This is a genomic window from Methanobrevibacter sp. TLL-48-HuF1, from assembly GCF_023617305.1.
In the GTDB taxonomy this organism is placed as follows: Archaea; Methanobacteriota; Methanobacteria; order Methanobacteriales; family Methanobacteriaceae; genus Methanocatella; species Methanocatella intestini.
The window spans coordinates 110,242-131,560 of record NZ_CP081485.1 but is presented as its reverse complement, the minus strand read 5'-3'; the positions used below and the strand labels follow the sequence as shown (position 1 = coordinate 131,560).

24 protein-coding genes are annotated in these 21,319 nt (G+C 29.3%); 17 read left to right on the top strand and 7 right to left on the bottom strand.

Going from position 1 to position 21,319, the window contains the following annotated elements; all coding sequences use genetic code 11:
* Window positions 1–17: 17 nt before the first annotated feature.
* Window positions 18–1,514 carry a transposase gene (locus K4897_RS00670; RefSeq protein ID WP_250415666.1) on the bottom strand — a complete coding sequence of 499 codons (1,497 nt, stop codon included), beginning with the start codon at window positions 1,512–1,514 and terminating at the stop codon, window positions 18–20.
* A gap of 417 nt (window positions 1,515–1,931) precedes the next feature.
* Here K4897_RS00670 and K4897_RS00665 point away from each other — a divergent pair, with 417 nt between their 5' ends.
* From K4897_RS00665 to K4897_RS00650, 4 genes are all read left to right on the top strand, one after another.
* Window positions 1,932–4,925 (top strand): Ig-like domain-containing protein, encoded by a 2,994-nt coding sequence (locus K4897_RS00665; protein WP_019267456.1) that lies wholly within the window; start codon window positions 1,932–1,934, stop codon window positions 4,923–4,925.
* Between the two features lie 73 nt (window positions 4,926–4,998).
* Window positions 4,999–5,547 carry a DUF2284 domain-containing protein gene (locus K4897_RS00660; RefSeq protein WP_004033921.1) on the top strand — a complete coding sequence of 183 codons (549 nt, stop codon included), beginning with the start codon at window positions 4,999–5,001 and terminating at the stop codon, window positions 5,545–5,547.
* Window positions 5,548–5,568: 21 nt separating this feature from the next.
* The gene (npdG, locus tag K4897_RS00655) at window positions 5,569–6,249 is read left to right on the top strand and encodes an NADPH-dependent F420 reductase (RefSeq protein WP_004033919.1); all 681 of its coding nucleotides are present in this window, start codon (window positions 5,569–5,571) and stop codon (window positions 6,247–6,249) included.
* Window positions 6,250–6,278: 29 nt separating this feature from the next.
* On the top strand, window positions 6,279–6,608 hold the full coding sequence (locus tag K4897_RS00650) for a TIGR04076 family protein (protein ID WP_019267152.1): 330 nt from the start codon (window positions 6,279–6,281) through the stop codon (window positions 6,606–6,608).
* Here the strand turns inward: K4897_RS00650 and K4897_RS00645 are convergent.
* Window positions 6,592–7,218, bottom strand: coding sequence for a CatA-like O-acetyltransferase (locus K4897_RS00645; protein ID WP_019267151.1), 627 nt, complete (start codon window positions 7,216–7,218; stop codon window positions 6,592–6,594). The two genes, K4897_RS00650 and K4897_RS00645, sit on opposite strands and share 17 nt — an antisense overlap.
* Window positions 7,219–7,343: 125 nt before the next feature.
* On the opposite strand from K4897_RS00645, the gene K4897_RS00640 reads away from it, so the two are divergent.
* The 3 genes from K4897_RS00640 (at window position 7,344) to K4897_RS00630 (ending at window position 11,003) form a co-directional block, all read left to right on the top strand.
* A complete protein-coding gene (locus K4897_RS00640) occupies window positions 7,344–8,678 on the top strand; it encodes an FAD-dependent oxidoreductase (RefSeq protein WP_019263976.1) in 1,335 nt (444 codons plus the stop codon).
* 79 nt (window positions 8,679–8,757) lie between these two features.
* A complete protein-coding gene (locus K4897_RS00635) occupies window positions 8,758–9,630 on the top strand; it encodes an Mrp/NBP35 family ATP-binding protein (RefSeq protein ID WP_019263975.1) in 873 nt (290 codons plus the stop codon).
* A gap of 215 nt (window positions 9,631–9,845) precedes the next feature.
* Window positions 9,846–11,003 (top strand): MalY/PatB family protein, encoded by a 1,158-nt coding sequence (locus K4897_RS00630; RefSeq protein WP_019267150.1) that lies wholly within the window; start codon window positions 9,846–9,848, stop codon window positions 11,001–11,003.
* Here the strand turns inward: K4897_RS00630 and K4897_RS00625 are convergent.
* Window positions 10,990–11,784, bottom strand: coding sequence for a peptide-methionine (S)-S-oxide reductase (locus K4897_RS00625; RefSeq protein ID WP_019267149.1), 795 nt, complete (start codon window positions 11,782–11,784; stop codon window positions 10,990–10,992). The genes K4897_RS00630 and K4897_RS00625 overlap by 14 nt on opposite strands.
* A gap of 84 nt (window positions 11,785–11,868) precedes the next feature.
* Here K4897_RS00625 and K4897_RS00620 point away from each other — a divergent pair, with 84 nt between their 5' ends.
* Complete coding sequence (locus tag K4897_RS00620) at window positions 11,869–12,048, top strand: hypothetical protein (protein ID WP_019263972.1); 180 nt, start codon at window positions 11,869–11,871, stop codon at window positions 12,046–12,048.
* Window positions 12,049–12,057: 9 nt separating this feature from the next.
* The gene (locus K4897_RS00615; protein ID WP_019263971.1) at window positions 12,058–12,330 is read left to right on the top strand and encodes a hypothetical protein; all 273 of its coding nucleotides are present in this window, start codon (window positions 12,058–12,060) and stop codon (window positions 12,328–12,330) included.
* On the opposite strand, the gene K4897_RS00610 is transcribed toward K4897_RS00615, so the two are convergent.
* Together K4897_RS00610 and K4897_RS00605 are read right to left on the bottom strand one after the other, a co-directional pair.
* Window positions 12,325–12,597 carry a hypothetical protein gene (locus K4897_RS00610; protein WP_019263970.1) on the bottom strand — a complete coding sequence of 91 codons (273 nt, stop codon included), beginning with the start codon at window positions 12,595–12,597 and terminating at the stop codon, window positions 12,325–12,327. The genes K4897_RS00615 and K4897_RS00610 overlap by 6 nt on opposite strands.
* 1 nt (window position 12,598) lies before the next feature.
* Complete coding sequence (locus tag K4897_RS00605; protein WP_004033899.1) at window positions 12,599–13,042, bottom strand: hypothetical protein; 444 nt, start codon at window positions 13,040–13,042, stop codon at window positions 12,599–12,601.
* 396 nt (window positions 13,043–13,438) lie between these two features.
* Between K4897_RS00605 and K4897_RS00600 the strand changes: the two genes are divergently transcribed.
* Window positions 13,439–14,710, top strand: coding sequence for an ATP-binding protein (locus K4897_RS00600; RefSeq protein ID WP_019267148.1), 1,272 nt, complete (start codon window positions 13,439–13,441; stop codon window positions 14,708–14,710).
* Window positions 14,711–14,869: 159 nt separating this feature from the next.
* Here the strand turns inward: K4897_RS00600 and K4897_RS00595 are convergent, their stop codons facing one another.
* A complete protein-coding gene (locus K4897_RS00595) occupies window positions 14,870–15,298 on the bottom strand; it encodes an SseB family protein (protein ID WP_019267147.1) in 429 nt (142 codons plus the stop codon).
* A 63-nt stretch (window positions 15,299–15,361) separates the two neighbouring features.
* Here K4897_RS00595 and K4897_RS00590 point away from each other — a divergent pair, with 63 nt between their 5' ends.
* The 4 genes from K4897_RS00590 (at window position 15,362) to K4897_RS00575 (ending at window position 17,208) form a co-directional block, all read left to right on the top strand.
* The gene (locus K4897_RS00590) at window positions 15,362–16,066 is read left to right on the top strand and encodes a hypothetical protein (RefSeq protein WP_004033878.1); all 705 of its coding nucleotides are present in this window, start codon (window positions 15,362–15,364) and stop codon (window positions 16,064–16,066) included.
* A 215-nt stretch (window positions 16,067–16,281) separates the two neighbouring features.
* Window positions 16,282–16,674, top strand: a complete 393-nt coding sequence (locus tag K4897_RS00585; RefSeq protein WP_019267146.1) for a hypothetical protein — start codon at window positions 16,282–16,284, stop codon at window positions 16,672–16,674.
* A complete protein-coding gene (locus tag K4897_RS00580; protein WP_019263966.1) occupies window positions 16,675–16,860 on the top strand; it encodes a hypothetical protein in 186 nt (61 codons plus the stop codon).
* Window positions 16,861–16,872: 12 nt separating this feature from the next.
* Complete coding sequence (locus K4897_RS00575; RefSeq protein ID WP_004033873.1) at window positions 16,873–17,208, top strand: hypothetical protein; 336 nt, start codon at window positions 16,873–16,875, stop codon at window positions 17,206–17,208.
* Here K4897_RS00575 and K4897_RS00570 read toward each other — a convergent pair.
* Complete coding sequence (locus K4897_RS00570; RefSeq protein ID WP_019267145.1) at window positions 17,205–18,155, bottom strand: ketopantoate reductase family protein; 951 nt, start codon at window positions 18,153–18,155, stop codon at window positions 17,205–17,207. The two genes, K4897_RS00575 and K4897_RS00570, sit on opposite strands and share 4 nt — an antisense overlap.
* Window positions 18,156–18,547: 392 nt before the next feature.
* Here K4897_RS00570 and K4897_RS00565 point away from each other — a divergent pair, with 392 nt between their 5' ends.
* The 3 genes from K4897_RS00565 to K4897_RS00555 all read left to right on the top strand — a co-directional run bounded on the left by K4897_RS00565 (window position 18,548) and on the right by K4897_RS00555 (window position 21,081).
* Window positions 18,548–19,612 carry an Ig-like domain-containing protein gene (locus K4897_RS00565; protein ID WP_019265626.1) on the top strand — a complete coding sequence of 355 codons (1,065 nt, stop codon included), beginning with the start codon at window positions 18,548–18,550 and terminating at the stop codon, window positions 19,610–19,612.
* A gap of 102 nt (window positions 19,613–19,714) precedes the next feature.
* Window positions 19,715–20,269, top strand: a complete 555-nt coding sequence (locus K4897_RS00560) for a manganese efflux pump MntP family protein (protein ID WP_019263963.1) — start codon at window positions 19,715–19,717, stop codon at window positions 20,267–20,269.
* A 152-nt stretch (window positions 20,270–20,421) separates the two neighbouring features.
* The gene (locus K4897_RS00555; RefSeq protein ID WP_019267144.1) at window positions 20,422–21,081 is read left to right on the top strand and encodes an EF-hand domain-containing protein; all 660 of its coding nucleotides are present in this window, start codon (window positions 20,422–20,424) and stop codon (window positions 21,079–21,081) included.
* Window positions 21,082–21,319: the final 238 nt, after the last annotated feature.

Genomic DNA, 21,319 nt, shown 5'->3' with positions numbered 1-21,319 from the left:
TGACTTGTTGATTTTTTTTAAAATATTGTTACATCAAGTTTTAATTGGTTTTTAATGGATGTGCTTTCGCAGAAATCTTCTAAATCTTCTGTTGTGTTTTTTATTTCTTGTTTTATGTTGTGTAGTCGTATTAAATTATATGCTAATGCATCTAAGTTTATTCTTTCTTCTGTTTTTACCATTCCGATGACTACTTCTTTTTCTATTTGGAATTGTTCTTTGAATATTCCAAATGGTCCTTCAACGCTTGATCTTTTGCTATATTCGTCTTTATATTCCTGTTTTTCCATTTTTTCGTTCATTGCTTTTTGCATTTCTGATCCGTATTCTGTGATGGTTTTGTGTGTTTGTTTGCCTGTTAAGCATTTGTTTCGTGCTTTGCAGTTTTTACAGGCTTCATAATTGTTGTAGAGTCTTTTTATTTTGTCTGGTTTTTCTGGATCTTTGTGTGGTTCGATGTATTTTGCGAAAAAGTGCATATATTGATTTTTTGGGCATTTGAATGCATCTAATTCATAATCATATTCAAAATGGTCTTTATGGTATGGATTTGGATTTAATTTTCCTATTTTTTCTTTACTTTGCTTTCTATTTGGTATTAAACCATCTATTTTTTTATCTGCTAAGTATGATAGTGATATTTGGTTTAAGTATATTGTATCGGCACTTATATACTTTGGTGTGGTGTTAATGTTTCTTATTGCTCTTTCTGCGATTATTGGTAGTTCGTAGTGGTCTGTCGGGTTTTGTGTGACGTTTATTGCACAGATTAATTTGGTATCATAATCGACTGCAGATTGGATATTATAAGCAACCATGAAGTTTCCTTTCTTTCCTTTCATAAATCTTGCTTCTATATCATTTACTGGAATTTTATCCTGTCCTGTGAATGTAAATTGTGTTTTTATTCCATATAATAGTTCTAATTTATCTTCATCATCTATGTCTTTCTTTTCCAATAATCTTTGAGCAGGTTTGTGAAGTTTTTCAAGACATTCAGGGTCAATAGGTCGTCCTTCGTAGTAATCGATCAATATTTGAGTTTCTTTTTTTGTAATGGTGTTGTTGTTGGAATTGTATGCTTTTTTGATGGTTCCATCAATGGCAACGTGATTAAATTCAGTGAATCCTTCATCAAAGGCCTTTTTTAATGTCATTTGCAGCAATACTTCAAAATAATGGCCATATTCTCTTCGATATCTTTGGATTGATCTTTCAGAAGGTCTAATATCATCGCACACGTATTTAAATATATCATGGTATCGCGCCATATCTGCAATTATTGATGTTCTATCAATATGTTGGATTTTGGCATAAATAAGCAATTTTAACATGGAATCCACTGGAAGGGAGTCTCTTCCTTTCTTTTTCTTGGGTTCTTTGATATTTAAAAGTGGAAAAACTTCTTCAACAAATTCAACAACAAAACGAGAAATATGATTCTCCGGAACATTCCAATCAAGAGTATTAATGCCCAATTTTGCCTGATTCCTATCAAACTTTCTTTTAACCATAAATAACAACACCAAAACAACTTATATCTAATATAAAATATGTACAACAAAGTATATAAACTTAACTGTCTTAAAACCATTAAAAATCAAAAATAAGAATAAAATAAAACTAAACAATAATTTAAAAAATAATTAAACCAAATAAAATAAAATAAACAAAAATTAATTGAAATATATTAAAAATAATAAAAATTAAGCCCAAAAATTTTTTTGACGAAAAATCAAAAATCAATTTTGGCGGACACCCTTAACTTTAATAATACTGTTATATTGAAGTATAGGTGATATTATTTGTTTTTATCTTCAAAAGGATTATATTGTATTAGAGCAAATATATATTATATGCATTCATATAGTTGGATAAATGGCATAATATGGATGCTAAGAATATTCTTATATATAATGGAGAGATTAATTATGAATAAAAAGATACTTGTTTTTCTTCTTGTTGCTATAGTTGCTCTTTCACTTTCAGCAGTTTCTGCTGCTGATAACACAACTGATGATGTTAGTGTATTATCATCTTATGATGATAATGCAGTTGTAAGTGAAGCAACTAATGATATATCTATAGATGTTACAGCTAAAGATATCACTTATGGTGAAAATGCAACTGTCGAAGCTAAAATAATTCCAAATACTACTACTGGTAATATTAAATTCAGTTTAGATAATAAAATCAATCAATCTGGAGTTATTGCTAATGGTAGTGCAAGTGTAATTTTTACAAACTTAGAAATTGGTAAACATAGTATAATTGCAAGTTATAATGGAACTAATTCCACCCCATTTGTATTTAATGTAAATAAAATTTCTGTGTATAACATGACTATAGATGCACCTGCTGTATTCTATGGAAATAATGTTTCTGCAGTTATAACTTTACCTGAAGATGCAACTGGTGATGTAAATATAACTATTGGCAATAAAACTTACAATGGAAAACTTGTTAGTGGTAAAACTACTATTGCTATACCAAATTTAGCTACAGGAAATACTAATGCTACTGTAGTTTACTTTGGTGATAAAAAATATGCTAATAAAACTATTAACACTACTTTCACTGTAACTGGTAACACTGTTACAAATGATACCTTTTTCACTTACTTTGGGAAAGATGGTGTTTTAAATAATGATATTACATTTTCTGATTTAATATTTGCAGGTAATTTCAGTGGACTTAATTTAAGTACCCTTACTATTGATAAAAAAATCAATTTAATTGGTGAAAAAGCTATTTTAAAGGATATTTCCCTTGTAATTAAAGCAGATAATATTTCTGTTTCTAATTTTGCCATTGTTTTAACTAACACTAGTGGTGTTGAATCAGCAATTGATGTAAGAGGAGCTAATGCAAATATAGATGCCAACATATTTTCAGTTAATAGTGCTTTTGATAAAAACAGTTTTGTAATTAATGCTGAAAATGCAGTTAATTTAACTATTAACAACAACACTATTGTTTATTCCGGTAAAACTAATGGCAATGGCATTAATAATATTATTAGAATAATTGATTCTGATAATGTGAATATTTTAAATAATTATATTTTTGCTGAAATCCCTTCAGTTCCTGTAAATTATATGCCTCCTACTTGGGCTGCTACTGTAATGTCTGCAGGTATTTATGTTGAAGGATCTGCTAATTTAAATATAGCTTCAAACAATATTGCTATCGAATATAACAATGCTAGTGGAGCTTATGATACTATTCATAATTTATACATTGAAGGTGGAAATAATGCAATTATAGAAAACAACAATATAAGTACCAAAGGTCATACCTATGTTTACGGTATTACTATTAGTGGTAAAAACTTTACAATAGCATCAAATGCTTTTTACTCTGATTCTGATAACTATTATGCTGATGGTATTCAAATATATGACAATTCAAATGGTATTTTAAAAGACAATGAAGTGTTTGTTGAATCTCCAGTTGTTGCATATGGTATTTACTCAAGTAATTGGGGTGACAAAGCCAATAACATTACATACAACAACAATAATGTTGTAGGTAACTCCAGTTACATTTATGGTATTTATGTAAGTGGAAATAATGAAACTTTAATTGGAAACGAAATAACTCTTGTTGGTAACTTTACTACAGGTGTTGCATCTAGTGCAAGTACTGTAACCCTAAATAAAAATGATATTATCACTAATGGTAATAATATAGGTAATGCAAGCAAATGCGGTGACTCTATCATTGCTGAAACTACCGGTGTTAAAATTGCTTATGGTAATGCAACTGTAACTAACTGTACTGTTAAAACTACTGGTGAATACACAGTTAATACTACTGGTGCAGGATCTGTAACTTATAATTCTTTAGTTTCAAATGTTGGTTTAGGAGATAAAACTGTTCAGGCTAATAATAATACTATTGTAGCAAATAATGGTCCTAAATTCTTAATTGATGTTCCAGAACTTGTTAAAATTTATGGCAGTGCTGATAAACTTATTGCTATTTTGACTGATTCAAGTCATAATCCTATAGCAAATGCTAATATTACATTTAATATTAATGGTAGAAATTATACAAAACTTACTAATGGAACTGGTGTTGCATCTATGGATATTAATTTAGTATCAGGATCTTACAAAGTAACTGCTACTTATGAAAATACTACTGTAGAATCTAGCATAATTGTAACTCCAACTATATTAGCTAATGATATTGTTAAATTCTATCGTAATGATACTCATTTTGTTGCAAAATTCACTGACAGCAATGGTACAGCATTAAAAGATAATACTACTGTTAAATTCAATATTAATGGTGTATTCTATAAAGCAAATATTACTAATGGTACTGCTACATTACGTATTTGGTTAAACCCTGGAAAATATGTTTTAACTGCATTCAATTCTGTAACAGGTGAAGAATTAGGATTTAATGTTACTGTATTATCAACTGTAATAACTGAAAACTTAGTAAAATACTACAAAAATGAATCACAATTTGTTGTTAAAGTATTAAATGGTGATGGAACACCAGCTAATGGTACAAATGTAACCTTCAATATTAATGGTGTATTCTACACTAAAGAGGTTATTAATGGTACTGCTACATTAAATATTAATTTATATCCTGGTGATTATATCATTACAACTATGTATGGTAAATATGCAGTTGGAAATAATGTTACTGTATTGCCAACTTTAATTACAAAAGATTTAGACATGAAATTCCAAGACGGCAGCAATTTCACTGCAAAAACTTTAGATGGTCAAGGTAAACCATTAGCTAATCAAAACATAACATTTAATGTAAACGGTGTATTCTACAACAGAACAACTGATGAAAATGGTATGGCTAACTTACTAATTAGATTAAATCCAGGTAAATATATTATCACATCTATCTGGAACGAATACCAAGTTGGAAGAACTATAACAATTGCTTAAGAGATTTTAACTAATCTCTTATCTTTTTCTTTTTTTAGAAACTTTTATTATACTGTTTTATTTAAATAATATTATGGTTAACATAAGTAAACTCACAGCAGATGTTAACGTGTCTGAATATTATGATAAATATGTTGACATAGAAAAATTTTTAGAAATCTGTAAAGAATGTGATCAGTATGACAACAATTGGGGTTGCCCTCCTTTTGATTTTGACCCTGATGAAATCTGGAATTCATATAATAAACTTAAAATAATTGCTTTTAAATTTGATTTTTCACAAGAGGAGTTAGACAGAACATATACCCCTAATGAATTGAATTTTATTATAAAAAGACTTGAGCGAATGAAAGTCAAATTAATGAATGACATATATGCATTGGAAAGTGAAGATTCTTTAGGTTTATTTATTGGGCACTGTAATTTATGTATGAAATGCACTAAAACAATTGGTATGCCTTGTAAGATGCCATTTAAGTTAAGATATTCTATTGAATCACTTGGTGGGGATGTTGACAGAACAATTGAAGATACTTTTGGTTATAAAATCATCTATGCAAAAGATGGGAAATTACCTGAATATATGATTTTTGTCGGTGGTTTACTCTATGACAAAAAATAACTTTCCTTGGAGGATAAAAAAATGAAAATTGGTATAATTGGTGGAACAGGACCTCAAGGTCTTGGAATTGCAAAACGTTTAGCTATTGCAGGTGAAGATGTAATTGTGGGATCTCGTAAAGAAGAAAAAGCTTTAACTGTTGTTGGTGAAGCTAATGAGGAAATTAAAGAGCACAATCCTAAAGAGTTAGTTGGTATGGCTAATGAAGATGCAGCAGCTGCAGCTGATGTGTTAATTTTAACCGTACCTTTACAGGCTCAAAGTGCAACTTTAAAGACTATTAAAGAAAATGCAAAAGGAAAAGTACTTTTAGATGCAACTGTACCATTGGAAACAGCTATTGGCGGACCGGTAAGTAATCCTTTACATATAAATCCGGGTTCAGCAGCAGAAAGGGCGGCAAAAATCTTAAAAGATGCAGATGTTAAAGTCGTTGCAGCATTTAACAATATCAGTAACTCTCATTTGGCAAATATTCCAGACCCAATTGAATGTGACTGTTTGATTTGTGGTGATGATAAGGAAGCTAAAGAGATAGCTAGTGATATTATTGAAAAAATACCTGGTTTAAGATCTATTGATATTGGGCCTTTAAATAAAGCTCATTTAATTGAATCTATTACCCCATTGCTAATTGGTATGAACATTAAATTCAAATCTCATTATGGCGGATTTAGAATAACTGGTATTGATTTTGAATAAAATCTTTACCTTATTTTTTTTGAATTACAATGAAAAAAGTAAAAATAACAGTTTTAAAAACAACATTCCAAGAGGATTTGGCTAAAGAATATGGTATTGATGATTTGGGAGTATGTCCGATTCTAAATGAAGGTGAAGTTTATTATGGGGATTGGGCAAAGCCTGAAGGCTTTTGTGATGAAGCATGGAAAGCAATATATCAGTATGTATTTGCATTGTCTCACGGTGTTGATGATTTATTTTATTATGGGGATTGGATTAAAAAACCAGGTATAGCTATTGTCAGTTGTAATGATGGGTTAAGGCCAGTTATATTTAAATTGGAAACTACTGATATTGAATCTACTTCAGATGATTAAAATTTTCCTGTGCTTTTTTGTAAAATAATCCTAATTCTTTTCCATTAACAAAAATATGGCTTACAGTAATAGCTACACTCATTTCATAGTTTTTATTTACTTTTCCCCAGGTTATTAATGGTTGTATTTGATTTCCAGTTAATATTCCACTTGTTATTGATTCAAAATCAACCCATGGGATACAGGAGTAATTAGCTATATTTTCACAGTCTCGTTTTTCCATTTTAACATTGAATTCATCTATTTTGCCGGATAACACATCAGCTGATGTTTTTTTAACATAATTATGCCAGTTTTCAAAGTCATTAAATGTTTCAGGTGGTTTTACTCTCATTTCTTTATAGATTTCATTGTTTTCATCCATTATTGGGCAGACTCCATCTAAATAATCATGCTCAATTACTTTATCGTTAACTATTCTTCTTTTAAGCTGAGGTATGGAGTTTACAGCTTCCATTAAACACCCTAAAGACAATACAAAAAATGAATAGTTATTTTCTTTTGAATATTTCCACATTTTTTCAACGTTGATTCTGGCAGTCATTGAATATCTTGATGACTGGAAATTAATAAAAGGATTTTCATTTAAATTAAAATCAATTTCTTTCATATTTATTTCACCTTTTAAATTGAACTTTTTTTGATAGTTACTTTTTTATACTTATATTTTAATAAATATTAATGTTAAATTCATAAATATTTTGTTAATTTGTTTAAAAAAAGGTTGTTTTAACGATGAAAGTTGTTATTGTTGGTGGGGGAGCAGGCGGAATGTCTACTGCCTCAAATATTAGGCGTTTAGATAAAGATGCAGAAATTACTGTTATAACTCGTGATGAAAATGTGGCATATTCTCCATGTGCTATTCCTTATGTATTGTCTGGAAAGATTTCTTCTTTTGACGATATTATTATGAAAACACCTGAAGATTATAAAGAAGTCAATATTGATGTTTTAATAAAATCTGAAGTAACTGCAGTTGACAGCAGTAAAAAAACTGTCACTTATGAAAATGCAGATGGTGAAAAAACTATTGATTATGATAAATTGGTTTTAGCTACTGGGGGAAACCCCTTTGTACCTCCTATGGAAGGTGTGGATTTAGAGGGTGTTTTCCAAATAAGAAACATTGAGGACGGTAGGAAAGTTCAGCAATGGGCTAAAACTTCTAAAAGTGCTGTTGTAACTGGTGCCGGATTAATTGGTATTGAAATTGTTTTTGCTCTTAAAGAATTAGGTTTAAATGTTACTTTAAGTGAAATGATGCCTCAAATTGTTCCAAGATCTCTTGATAGTGATATGGCTGATATTTTAACCAGATATTTGAAAATGGAAAATATTCATGTAATGCTTGGTGAACCTATTACTAAATTGGAAGGAGAAGGTGGAAAAGTTAAAAAAGCATATTTCGGTGACGGAAGCTGTATTGATGCAGATATGGTTATTTTAGCTACTGGTGTAAGGCCTGAATTGGAATTAGCTAAAATGGCTGGCTGTGATATCGGAAGATGGGCTATTTTAGTTAATGAAAAAATGGAAACTTCTGTTGAAGATGTTTATGCTCTTGGAGACTGTGTTGAATCTCAGGATTTAATTCTTCAAGCTAATACCATCAGTCATTTAGGTACTACTGCTGTTCGTGAATCCAAGACATTAGCTCGTACAATAACTGGTAAAAAATCTAATTTCAATCCTGTATTAAATGCTATGGTTTCTAAAGTAGGTAAATTAGAGTTTGGTGCTGTTGGTTTAACTTCCAGTTTTGCTCAGCAAAACAATATTAAACCTATTGTTGAAAAAGTAGAAGCACTTACAAGAGCCCGTTATTATCCTAATGCTAAACCTATGGATATTAAGATTATCTGTGACTGTAATGGTAGAATTATCGGTTGTCAAATAATTGCTGAAGAAAGAGTAGCTGAAAGAATTGATACAATGACTTTAGCTATTACTCAGGGCTTAAGTTGCTTTGAATTAAGTAATGTTGAATTTGCTTATGCGCCTCCAGTATCTATGGTTACTGATCCTTTAGTACTTGCTGTAGAAGAAGTTAGTAAGAAATTTAACTAACTTTTACGTGTAAACTTTTAAATACTTTTAGTTACTATAATATATTATATAAGAAATAAAATTTTTAGAGAGTGATATTATGCCAGAACATGGACATCATGGTCATGGAGGAGAAATGACTCCTGAACAACAAAAACAAATGATTGAACAACAGCTCAACCTCTCAAAAAACTTAGGACAAATTAAATATAAAATTGCTGTTATGAGTGGTAAAGGTGGAGTTGGAAAATCAACAGTAGCTGCAAATATTGCAGAAGCTTTTCAAAAAGAAGGATTTACTACAGGAATATTGGATGCAGATATTCATGGTCCAAACATACCAAAAATGTTAGGTGTAGAAGATCAGGACATTATGATTAACGAAGAACGTCATATGATGCCGGTTGAAGCACCAAGCGGTCTTAAAGTAATGTCAATGGCATTTATGTTAGACAGTATCGACACACCTATTATCTGGAGAGGTCCACAAAAAACAGGAAGTATTAAACAGTTAATAGCTGATGTAGCATGGGGTCCTCTTGATGTTCTTATTATTGATAACCCGCCGGGCACTGGTGATGAACCATTAACAGTTTTACAGACAATTCCTGATATTGATGCAGTAGTTATGGTAACTACTCCTAATGTAGTATCCCAGGAAGATGTTTTAAAATGTGTAAAAATGGTTGAAATGTTAAATGTGGAAAACATTGGTTTAGTTGAAAACATGGCTTACTATGAATGTCCGCATTGTGGTGAAAAACTCCATATCTTTGGTAAAGGTGATGGAAAAGAGTTTGCTGATGAAATGGAAATTACTTATCTTGGAGATTTACCATTAACTGAAAAAGTATCAAATTCACCTAATAAAGGTGGAGTAATGGTTACTATTGAACCTAAATCAGATGTAACTAAAAGATTCACTGAAATAGTTAATGATATTCAGGATGATTTCTTTAAAAAAGAAGATTAATTCTCTTCTTTTTAAACTACTTTTTTTATAAAATATTTAATGTCTTATAATGGCTATGTAAACTGCATTAATAAGGGCAATATCTTTAGAAGAAATAAAATATAAACAGCAACTCCAGTTATGATGATATATAGATTGGAGGCAATGTAACTACTGGAAATAACGTTGTTAATTAGCTGTTTGTGTTCCAGCAATAGCTATAAAAGAAATTAAAAATGATTTGTATGAAGTATGATTTTGACAGCATAATTAATCGTAAAAATACCAACTGCTTAAAATGGGATTTATTTGATACTAAGCTGCCGATGTGGGTAGCTGATATGGATTTTAAAGTTGCACCTGAAATATCCGGAGAAATTATAAATAAAGCTAATGAAAATCTCTATGGATATGCCATAATTCCAGATGAATGGTACGATGCATATATTAATTGGTGGAAATATTACGGATTAAATATGGATAAAAACAATTTAAAATTTGCCAATGGGGTAATGCCTGCAATAGCAACTATTATTCGTAAATTAACTAAAGAAAACGATAAAATTTTAATACAAACTCCTGTGTATCATGTATTTTTCTATGTAATTGAAGATAATAACAGAGAAATTGTGGAAAATCAGTTAGTGTATAAAAATGGAAGCTATGAAATTGACTTTAAGGATTTGGAAGAAAAATTAGCTGATGAAAATGTAACTCTGATGATGCTTTGCAATCCTCACAATCCTGTTGGTAAAATATGGTCCAGAAAGGATTTGGAAAAAATAGCTGATTTGTGTGCTAAATATGATGTAAATATAATATCTGATGAAATTCATTGTGATTTAACTGATCCAGATAAAAAATATACTCCTTTTGCCAGTATAAGCAATTATGATTCTGTTACAACAGTTTCTCCCACTAAATCATTTAATATAGCGGGATTGAATACTGCTGCAGTTTATATTGTTGGAGATAAATTAAAGGAAGATATTTTCAATGCTTTAGATGTTGAGTGGGTTAGTAGAGCCAATATTTTTGCTATAACTGGTGCAATAGCAGCATATAAAAATGGCAGGCCTTGGCTTGATGAATTACGCCAGTATCTCTATGACAATAAGAAATTTGTAGCTGATTTTATAAAAGATGAAATTCCTGAAATTAAGTTAATAGATGCAGATGCTACTTATTTATTATGGCTGGACTGTTCCAGTTTAGATATTTCTTCAAAGGATTTTGTTAAGTTTTTAAATGAAAAAACTGGGGTGCTGTTATCTGCAGGTGTTGATTTTAGTAAAAACAGTGATGAATTTTTAAGGTTAAACATTGCCTGTCCAAGAAAATTATTAATGGACGGTTTGAAAGCTATTAAAAAAGGAGTAGCTATTTATAAATAAATTTAAGTGCAGCAGAGTTTATTTCATAATAGTCTCTTCTTTTATATCCTAAATGTATTCCGCTTTTAGAGGCTCTGGTTTCCAATCTGACCATACCGTATGAAAAATCTCTCAATTTATCAATTGCATTTTCATCAATAGCTTTACTAAAACATGCATATCCTGAATTGGTTTTTATTTTATCTTTTGATGAAAACAGTTCTTCATTGTTTGTAATGTCTACATACACTCCTTCTTCATCAAAATCAGCATATTTTCCGCTAAATGCTTCTTCGTTCATAGCCAATTTAGTTACCTGATATGAAAGCAATGTTAAATTATCACTTGGATTCATTTTTATTTCAATATCTGAGTTTATTTCAGGATGTTTATCTAGGTATTTCTGATATTTTTCTTCAGCAAGATAAAATCCCCTTAAAAAATTTGCTTCAATAGGTAATTTGGGTTCTGATTGTTTTAAGAATTTTAAAACTGTTTTTGCATCTTTACTTTCATGCCAGTAAATTCCTAATTTGTGTTGCGGTTTGGCTGGTTTTTTAATTATTTTTAGAAATTCTTTAAGTATTTCTTCCAATGTTGTTTCATAAGTATTGTAATTTACTTTTACACATTCTACATGTTTTGTTTTACCTGCAGCTACTTTTTCATATGTTGGATCATGGGTTATACCATTTGCATATCCTGTTTCTGTTTGTATAACTCCATTTAATCTTGAAATGTATGCTTCCACTTCCCAAAAGCACCCTCCAGCCAGGTAGATTGTTTTAATGTTGTATTTCATAATATTTGTTTTAATATGATAAGATTTATAAATTATTCTAAATAAAAATGTAATATAGTTAATAATAAATTTTGGAGGAGAAATATGTTTTATAGTACAATAATGAAAATTGATTCAATTGATAGATTAAGGGATATTAGGGATGCATTATTAGTTGAGCAAGGTATTAATCCTACCCGTCAAGGTGAACAAGCTATTAAAGTGGTTGTTGATAGAATTGATGAAATTCAAGCTACTTTAGATAAATCTGCTTCAAGACAATAGAGTGATTTTGTGTTAAGATTTGTAACAACCAGAAGACGTCTGTTGAGAAAAGGTGTGTATAAGTATAATCGTGTTAGAACCAGACAACAGCAGTTTGTAAGGGAAAATAAGAATTTAGTTAAAACACATCAAAATCCTAAAAAAGAAATTTCTGCTACTAAAAGGCGTAAATTAAGACCAAAAAGAGAAGCAGATAAAGGATTTAAAATGTCTTATAGATATAAATATTATAGTAATTTTTCTATTGTCGATGATGAGGAAGCTGAAGAGGATGAATTATAATCTTTCTAATTCTTCTTTATTTATAATCTTTTTTTCATTGTGAATATTTACAATAATGCCTGTGAATTCATCATCTTTTTTAGCAAGGTCTTTGAATAATTTATCAGAAACTTTAATTGGTTCATAGCCACTTACTCCTAAATATTTGCAACCTTCATGATACATATCTAAGTCAGTAAATACAGCAATTTTGAAGTTTTCTGCATGACCGATAGCTATAAAATCTCTTTCATCACCTTCACCTAAAACCGGACAAATAAATTCCATATTAAAAACCACCATTTCGGTCCATCATAAAATTTTGTGAATGAGGATTAATCACCAAACCTTTAAAATTTTCATCATCATCGGCTAATTTTCCAATATCACCTGCAGATAAAACTTTACAGGATAATTTATCTAAAAATAAAGCTGATATTTTTTGTTTGCCTTCGCTATATTCGGTAATGTCTGTAAATATAGGGATAACATATTCTTTAGAACCTTGAGAAACATTGAATTTTACAAATCTTTCTGCTTCATCAATTAATGTTAAATAAACTTCTTTAGAGTATGTTTCTTTGATATTTGTTTTAACAGAGTTAAGTTCTATTGAATTTTCACTTTTGAGTTCTTTAGCTATTGTAGCATATAACTTTATAAATTCCTTTAGTTGACTTTTAGAAGCTTTCGTTCCGTCTTTTTTATAAGTTTCTAAATCTTCAGTTTTCATATATCTTTCTCCAGAGTATAATTGATTTATTATTTCATTTTTAAATTATATATAATTAATAAATTTACATTAATATTAATTCATAGATGCATTCTTGACTTTAACATGATGAAACTTCCAATAGATTCGCTGTTAAGTTACTAAACAATATTTTTATAAATTATTTTTATTTAGTAAAATTGTTGTCAGTTTATAATATTCTTTTCAAAAGCTGATCTGCTTTCAAGTAAAAGAAAGTTTAATGCTATACTTTTTTATATTATATGCAAATTGGTCATATGATTTTATGCAAAGTTGCCCAATGATTTTATGCAAATTGGTCATATGATTTTATGCAAAGTTGCCCAATTAATTTATATGTGATAAAATTAATATATGAATTAGAGGAAGTATACCATGGCATTTAAATATAAATCTCGACTTATTGATGAGGAAATTGATGAATATTTAGAAATGATTGGCGCAATTCTTATTGAAGGTCCAAAATGGTGCGGTAAAACAACAACAGCCGAACAACATGCAAAAAGCAGTATTAAACTACAGGACACAGATCAATCTGAAAATTATTTAAGATGGGCTAAAATACAGCCATCCATACTTCTTGAAGGAGAAAAACCTAGACTTATTGATGAATGGCAAATGGCACCGATTTTATGGGATGCTGTGAGAAACAGTGTTGATGAACTTCATGAAGACGGTTTATATATCTTAACAGGCTCAACTACTATTGAGGATATAGAAGTGATGCACACAGGTACTGGAAGAATCCATAGAGTTCTTATGAGAACAATGAGTCTTTATGAAAGCGGTGAATCAAATGGTAAAATTTCAATTTTAGAACTTTTTAAAAATCCTTGTATGAATATTAATGGCATTACTTCTGATTTAAGTGTTAAAGATTTGATATTTGCTGCTTGTAGAGGGGGATGGCCTGAAAGTTTAAATAAAAAATCTGAAAAAGCACAATTGTTTGTAGCAAAATCTTATGTGAAAAACATTTGTGAAATTAATGTTTCCTCTTTTGATGATGTTAAACGCGATCCTCAAAAAGTAAGAAACATTTTAAGGTCATATTCAAGAAATATTTCCACTTTAGCTTCAAACTCAACTATTTTAGCAGACATTAATGCTGAGTTTCAAAATATTAGTAAAAATACATATTATAATTATATTAATGCATTGAAGAGGTTGTTTGTCATAGAAGATGTTCCAGCATGGTCTCCAAGCATACGGTCTAAAAGTTCTATTAGGTCAAGTCCTAAAAAAGAATTTATTGATCCATCTATTGCTGTTGCAACACTAGGTTTATCACCACAAAGTTTAATGGATGATTTAAATACTTTTGGTTTTATTTTTGAAACATTATGTATTAGAGATTTAAGAGTTTATACCAGCAAGAAATGGGGAGAAATTTCTTATTATAATGATAGAAATGGTTTAGAAGCTGATTGTGTAATACATTTAGAAAATGGTGATTATGCTTTAATTGAATTTAAATTAGGTAGTGATGAAATAGAAAAAGGAGCTAAAAACTTATTAAAACTGAAGAATTTATTAAAAGAAAAAAATTTCAAAGAACCTAAATTTTTAGCAGTTATTACAGGCGGCAAATATGCTTATACAACAGAAGATGATGTAAAAGTAATTCCAATAGGTTGTTTATGTTAAATTATTTATTACATTTTATAGCATGGTTTATTCTATAATTAGCTGTTAACATTGAAAAAAAGTTTTAATATGATTTTTACCATATTCATTTTAATAACTTTATAAATTTCATTTTTTATCTAATTGAAGAAAAAGGAGAGTATATCTCCTGGTATAAATTCAGCAGCAGTCCTGGTGATCTTCAATGACATTCTGACTAAATATTACAAAGTCATATTTTGGTGGGTTAATAGCTATTCCAAGGAAAGTATCATCATCTAAGTAGGTTTCCAATATGTCTGTTGATGATACAATTTCAGTTTCAAACTCGGCTTCGCTGTCCTCTTTTTTAAATATTTCAATTGCTTCTTTTACTTCTTCATCATCTGTATATAATGGTATGAAGTATTCATCATCTTCACCTACTATTAATGAAACAATTTCTTTTTCTTCGCCGTCATTATGTGTTACAAGATAAAAATTATTGTCAAAGATTACATGGTCGATTTCGTGACCTAACTGATGTAATTCTTCATGGTTTTCTTCTGTTTCTTCAATGCTCATGTATTTTTCGATTAATTCTTTAAGGTTATTTTCTTTTATTTCCATTTAAAATCACCTATATATCTATAAATATGTTTAATTCATATATATAGAATTAAGGTTTTAACAATGTCAATTAGTTTAAAGGAAAAATTAGCCGAATTAATTTTTGAATATGATGAACTGAGGTTTCATATCTGTCCTAAAATTGAAGATATGTATCTGCTTAGTTTTGGTTTTCTTGAATGTGAAGCTTATAATTTGGATATTGAATTGGAAATGATTAAAAGATATATTGAGCTGTTTAATCAGGGTGAGGATTTATCTGAAATTGATGAAAAGCTGGATATTGAATTTGAAGAATCAGTTGGCATGTTGGAAAAATATATGGGCGAATTAGATTTAGCTATTGAACGAAAAGATATTCATTTTGAGTTGTCTAAAGATGATTTGGACAGTTTAAACAGTCTTTATTTGGATTTAATTTATAAATTGCATCCTTCTTTTAACCCTGTTCAAAGTATTTATGAGAAAGATTTGTTTGAAGAAATTGTAGATGCTTTTGAGAATTATGATTTAACTTCTATGAGATCTCTGGCTATTCTAATTCCTGAGGGCAAAACAATTTTTGAAGATGATGATGTTTTCATAAAATCAATTAGCCAAATCAATCAGGAAATTTATAATATTAAAAATAGCTATCCTTATAACAAAAAAAAGATTCTTGATGATGATGCATTATTTAAGGATTATAAGACTCAGTTATTGGATGTTGTAGCTAATGATTATTTGTTAATTGAAGAATACGGTAAAAAATTAGATGAATTAATTTAAATATATAATGAGTATTCATCCTCCTAAACACCACTAAAGGAGTAATAGCGAATACTCATTTTTAACCATCACCATTGTTCGTATTCGTAAAAAAATAAGATATATCAAAATACGAACAATACTATTTTTGTTTTTTAGATATATAAACTTTTATAATTTATTTTTAAAATATTGTTAATAAAATGTTATATATAAGTTAGTACAAATAGATTACTATGTTTTCAAAAAAGCTTTTCTTATCATTACTTTTAATTGCTTTAATAATATCTATGGGCTGTGCTAATGCAGTTGACAGTTCCAATTGGAAAACTGTAAAAATAAATGATGTTGATTTTAAAATTCCTCCAAAATATCAGGGTGGTGACATCAATAATGACCATATGAATTATCATTATAATGATTTAAATACATTTGGTATTTTATGTATTGAGGATTATATTGCAAGCAGTTACGGGTGCTGGCATAATTTCAAAGGCAAAAACCTAACTATAGGTTCACATGATGTAGCATACTTTTATCAGTACAATAACTTTGCAAAACATGATGTATCTCATGCTTATTTTTCATCAGGAGATTCAATATATTGTATATTCGGGGGCAGCGGATAAATGACTGATGAAATAGAGGAGATCATAATTAACACTCCTGATTCTTCATATGACACAAGTACCTTTTATGGAATATTAAATGAAGCAAAACAGGAGTATGATAGTGAACAGACAAATGACCAGTCATATTATGTTTCAACACCAAGTACTGAAAGAAACAATTATTACATATTTTGGTGGCGTTAAAAAGGTGATTAAATGAAAGAATGTCCAAGATGTGGCAGTAAATACGAAGATAATAACAGCAATTATTGTATTGATTGTGGATCAAGACTTATTAATCTGAATTCTTTAAACAAACCTGCATCAAATATAACTAAACATAAAAAAAGAGGATACTATAAAACTGGAGATTATGCAAGGGATTTAAGAGTAGCTGAAGAATTATATAAACTATATGATAGAAACTGTGTTGCAAGATTGGATAATGTTAACGGACATTTACTTGCATCACAAGCAAGAAAAATGGATATTCTTATTGAACAGAATAATAAGATTATTAGTTTATTGGAAAAAATAACTAATAAACCTTAAAATTCTGATTCTATTGATTTGATTAAGTTATAAATAATTTTATTTGTGCTTACATCAACATCATATTTTTCACCTAACCGAATAACGCTTCCATTTAATGTATCGATTTCGGTTTTTATTTTCTTTTGAATATCCTGATATGTTGATGAATAATGGTTATATGTATCTGGAACTAGTTTTGAGTAGAATAATTTTTTATATTCATCCGGTGAATCCCATAATGTGGAGTATTCACTTTTTTTGATAACTGCAAATATTTCATCTATAATACTGTTCATAATATTTTTAGAGTATTCATTTTCAGTTAATTTACCATATGTGCAGTTAAGAATTACTCCTAATGGATTTAGAGCACAGTTATAAAGCATTTTAGCCCATAAATATTTATCAATTTCTGTTGTTGTTTCACATTTAATTCCTGATGCTGTAATCATTTGAGCTATTTTTTCTAAACAGTCAGGATCTGCATTTTGAAGTGATCCTAAAAGTATAGGTTCTGTGTATACAGTTATTTCACTGATATGTCTTTGAGGTCGTGAAAAACCTGTAATTACTCTTGCACAGTATACTTCATCTTTGGAAAAATATCTTAAAAAAGGTTCATCATTAGCAAATCCATTCTGGAATATGATTATTTTACAGTTATCTTTCAAGATTTCTTTATTTTTAGCTAATTTTTTACTTATATCCTCATTAGCTACTGTTTTACTGCATATAAAAACATAATCAAAAGTTTTTTCAGGAATGTCTTTATAATCATCATATACTTGATATTCATCAGGTGTAAAAGAGTAATGGTGGAATAATCCTGTTCTTTCAAGTCCGTTTTCTTTAATTGCAGTAGCTGTTTTTCCTGTTGCATAAAAGGATACATTTGCTTTTTGTGAAAGCATAGATGCACCTAATCCTAATCCTACTGCACCTGCTCCGTCAATTAAAATATTCATTTTATTAATTCCTTTTGTCGTTACTGGTATTTTGTTTTTGATTTTATAAAATAATTTCCTATACAATAGATTTTTTACACTTGAAATATATGTCTACAATAGATTTTTTTCAACTGTAATTTTTCTGAATAATTTGATGTAGGCAATTAAAAATTATAATAATTTAGCTGAAATTATCTGTAAACAGGTTTTTACTATGGGGAATGGATGATATGGAGCAGATATAATTAATTTAAAAAGCAGTTATTCTATTGTTATGACTTTAAACATAATGATTTCATTAAGAAAATGCGAATAATTTTTTTCATTGTTTTCCTGTTTTTTAAGTAAATTTTTAATATTATAATAAACATAGTATCCTTTAATCACTATTTATTAGTGGAGGTTAAAAAATGAACAAAATAAAATATATTATTTTACTATTCATTTTGCTCTTATTGATTATTCCAACAATAGTTGCTGTAGATGATAGTATGAAAGCCGATTCTACAATTATTGTTAATGCAAGTAATATTACTGTAGGAGATATTGAAAAGATAACTGTACATGTTAATGAAGATGCAACTGGAGTTATTAACATATCTGTTGATGGCAAAAATTATTCCGCCCCTATTGACAAGGGAATAGCTACTTTTAAGATAGATAATTTGGCTAGTGGTTCTTATGATGTTTTAGCCAGTTATGACGGAGATGAAAACTATCTTCCAGGTACAAACACTTCAAGTTTTAATGTAGAAAAACCTGGTGCTTCTGCATCTGTCCCTGTTAAAGCTAATGAAAAAACCAAGGCAAACTCTACAATTATTGTTAATACAAACAATATTGCTATGGGAGACAGCGAAAAGATAACTGTACGGGTTAATGAAGATGCAACTGGAAGTATAACTATAACTGTTGACGGCAAAACATATTCAGCTCCTATTGATAAAGGATTAACTACTTTTAAGATAGATAATTTGGCTAGTGGTTCTTATGATGTTTTAGCCAGTTATGACGGAGATGAAAACTATCTGCCAAGTACAAACACTTCAAGTTTTAGTGTAGGAAAACATAATGCACCAATTTCCGTTTCTGCTAAGGATGTAAAAGAAGGTGAAAATGCAGTTGTTCATGTTAGTTTGCCTGCTGGTGCTACCGGTTCTGTAAAGGTTACTGTTTATGATAAAAGTTATACTAATCAGTTGATTGACGGAAAAACTACTGTCACTGTTCCTGATTTAGCAAAAGGATCATATATTGTTAATGTTAATTACAGCGGTGATGACAATTATTTGGCTAATTCAACACAGGTGCCTTTAAGTGTAGGTAAAAAAGCAGTAGAACCGCCAGCTATTGAAAACAGTACTGATGAAAACTTAAACGACATTGGGATTGATGCCTCTACAGGCCTTCCAATAGCTATATTGGCAATAGCATTGATTATAATTGCTGCTGTTGTTATTGTAAAAAGAAAATAAGTATTTACTTATTTTTTTCTTATTTTTTTTAAATTAATAATCTATATTATCTATCAGAAATAAAACTGTATATTGAAGAGAATATTTTAATCGGAGAATAATATGGATACAGCTTTAATTTCAATCATTATAATAGCTATTGCTCTGGCAATGGATGCATTTAGTGTTTCCCTGACAAAGGGATTTACACAAAAAAACCTGACAAAATCACAGATTTTATATTATGGACTATTTTTTGGTTTTTTCCAGTTTATGATGCCTGTAATCGGATACATTTGCGGTACAACAATCAGTTCATTTGTATCAACTGTAGCTCCATGGATTGCATTTTTCCTGCTTTTGGCTATCGGATTAAACATGATTCGTGAAAGCTTAGGTAGTGATGATGAAGATATTATGGATACTTTTAGCTTTAAGGAATTGACTTTGCTGGCTGTTGCAACAAGTATTGATGCATTTGCTGTTGGAATTACATTTGCATTACTGAATATGTCCCTGTTGCTTCCATGTACAATAATAGGAATTGTGGCATTTATATTCAGTATTGCAGGTATTTTCATTGGAAAAAAACTTGGAAATTATTTCGGAGACAAATTTGAAATTCTTGGTGGTGTGGTCCTGATTTTAATAGGCATTAAAATTTTACTCGGATATTAATATATCTTAAATTAATTTTTTCTTTTATATTTTCAATACTTGTTTTTCAATTCAATTAAATAATGCATCACATAATTAAACAAATCAGTTTAGTTAAAAAATACTAATTTTTATTTACTTTAATGTGATATAATCAATAAATGTGGGATATTATGAAAAAAACATATGCGATTCTGGTTGCAGTTATATTTTTAATTTCAGTTTCAGCTGTTTTTGCAGCTGATTCATCTAAAGAAATCTTTTTAGGTGGAGTTAAATTTAGTGTTCCGTCAAATGGGGAGTTTACTCCAGATAATACAGGTTACCATACAGACAAATTTGGCATTGATTTGATTCAGGATAACTCATTGCCTGATGAGCAAAATACAATTAAAAATTCAAGCCTCACTAAAATGACTCTGTACCACCGTGATGTTTTAGTTATCTATTCAAAATCTTCGGATGATTTTAATGTTTTTTATTTCTCTGCAGGTGATAAACTTTTTAAAGCAAGCTGTAAAGAAGACAGTGATATTAAGAAACTTCAAGATATAGTTAAAAATTTACCAAATTCAACACTTACCACTGAGGAATTCTATGCCAGATTAGGTACAAATCCTTATTCTGACACTTTTAATGAACTGGATACGAATCATGACGGAAAACTTAGTATTGATGAATTTGAAGAATTAACTGAATATATAATGGAGGATTCATTTTGGGACGGTTATTCTCCTGAAGAAGTAATCATTTCTGAATTTGAAAGTCTTGACTCAAACCGTGACGGATTTTTATCTTACTATGAATTTTCAGATAGATTTGGATTCATTTAGTTTTAATGAATTGGTTCTGTCTGATATGCAACAATTATTAATGCATTTGCATTATTGAATGCATCCCTGTTGTTTTATGTTCAATAATAGGGATTGCAGCATTTATATTCTCTATTGTACATATACCAAAAACTTGGAAATTATTTCGAAGACAAATTTTAATTTCATACACTTATTATTTTTTTTAAATTTTTAAGAAAGCTTTAATTATTTTAATAAAAAGTCTATTGTATACAAT

Coding starts and splice junctions, on each gene's coding strand:
- K4897_RS00670 (WP_250415666.1), bottom strand. CDS start 1,514: ATGGTTAAAAGAAAGTTTGATAGGAATCAGGCAAAATTGGGCATTAAT.
- K4897_RS00665 (WP_019267456.1), top strand. CDS start 1,932: ATGAATAAAAAGATACTTGTTTTTCTTCTTGTTGCTATAGTTGCTCTT.
- K4897_RS00660 (WP_004033921.1), top strand. CDS start 4,999: ATGGTTAACATAAGTAAACTCACAGCAGATGTTAACGTGTCTGAATAT.
- npdG (WP_004033919.1), top strand. CDS start 5,569: ATGAAAATTGGTATAATTGGTGGAACAGGACCTCAAGGTCTTGGAATT.
- K4897_RS00650 (WP_019267152.1), top strand. CDS start 6,279: ATGAAAAAAGTAAAAATAACAGTTTTAAAAACAACATTCCAAGAGGAT.
- K4897_RS00645 (WP_019267151.1), bottom strand. CDS start 7,218: ATGAAAGAAATTGATTTTAATTTAAATGAAAATCCTTTTATTAATTTC.
- K4897_RS00640 (WP_019263976.1), top strand. CDS start 7,344: ATGAAAGTTGTTATTGTTGGTGGGGGAGCAGGCGGAATGTCTACTGCC.
- K4897_RS00635 (WP_019263975.1), top strand. CDS start 8,758: ATGCCAGAACATGGACATCATGGTCATGGAGGAGAAATGACTCCTGAA.
- K4897_RS00630 (WP_019267150.1), top strand. CDS start 9,846: ATGATTTGTATGAAGTATGATTTTGACAGCATAATTAATCGTAAAAAT.
- K4897_RS00625 (WP_019267149.1), bottom strand. CDS start 11,784: ATGAAATACAACATTAAAACAATCTACCTGGCTGGAGGGTGCTTTTGG.
- K4897_RS00620 (WP_019263972.1), top strand. CDS start 11,869: ATGTTTTATAGTACAATAATGAAAATTGATTCAATTGATAGATTAAGG.
- K4897_RS00610 (WP_019263970.1), bottom strand. CDS start 12,597: ATGGAATTTATTTGTCCGGTTTTAGGTGAAGGTGATGAAAGAGATTTT.
- K4897_RS00605 (WP_004033899.1), bottom strand. CDS start 13,042: ATGAAAACTGAAGATTTAGAAACTTATAAAAAAGACGGAACGAAAGCT.
- K4897_RS00600 (WP_019267148.1), top strand. CDS start 13,439: ATGGCATTTAAATATAAATCTCGACTTATTGATGAGGAAATTGATGAA.
- K4897_RS00595 (WP_019267147.1), bottom strand. CDS start 15,298: ATGGAAATAAAAGAAAATAACCTTAAAGAATTAATCGAAAAATACATG.
- K4897_RS00590 (WP_004033878.1), top strand. CDS start 15,362: ATGTCAATTAGTTTAAAGGAAAAATTAGCCGAATTAATTTTTGAATAT.
- K4897_RS00585 (WP_019267146.1), top strand. CDS start 16,282: ATGTTTTCAAAAAAGCTTTTCTTATCATTACTTTTAATTGCTTTAATA.
- K4897_RS00580 (WP_019263966.1), top strand. CDS start 16,675: ATGACTGATGAAATAGAGGAGATCATAATTAACACTCCTGATTCTTCA.
- K4897_RS00575 (WP_004033873.1), top strand. CDS start 16,873: ATGAAAGAATGTCCAAGATGTGGCAGTAAATACGAAGATAATAACAGC.
- K4897_RS00570 (WP_019267145.1), bottom strand. CDS start 18,155: ATGAATATTTTAATTGACGGAGCAGGTGCAGTAGGATTAGGATTAGGT.
- K4897_RS00565 (WP_019265626.1), top strand. CDS start 18,548: ATGAACAAAATAAAATATATTATTTTACTATTCATTTTGCTCTTATTG.
- K4897_RS00560 (WP_019263963.1), top strand. CDS start 19,715: ATGGATACAGCTTTAATTTCAATCATTATAATAGCTATTGCTCTGGCA.
- K4897_RS00555 (WP_019267144.1), top strand. CDS start 20,422: ATGAAAAAAACATATGCGATTCTGGTTGCAGTTATATTTTTAATTTCA.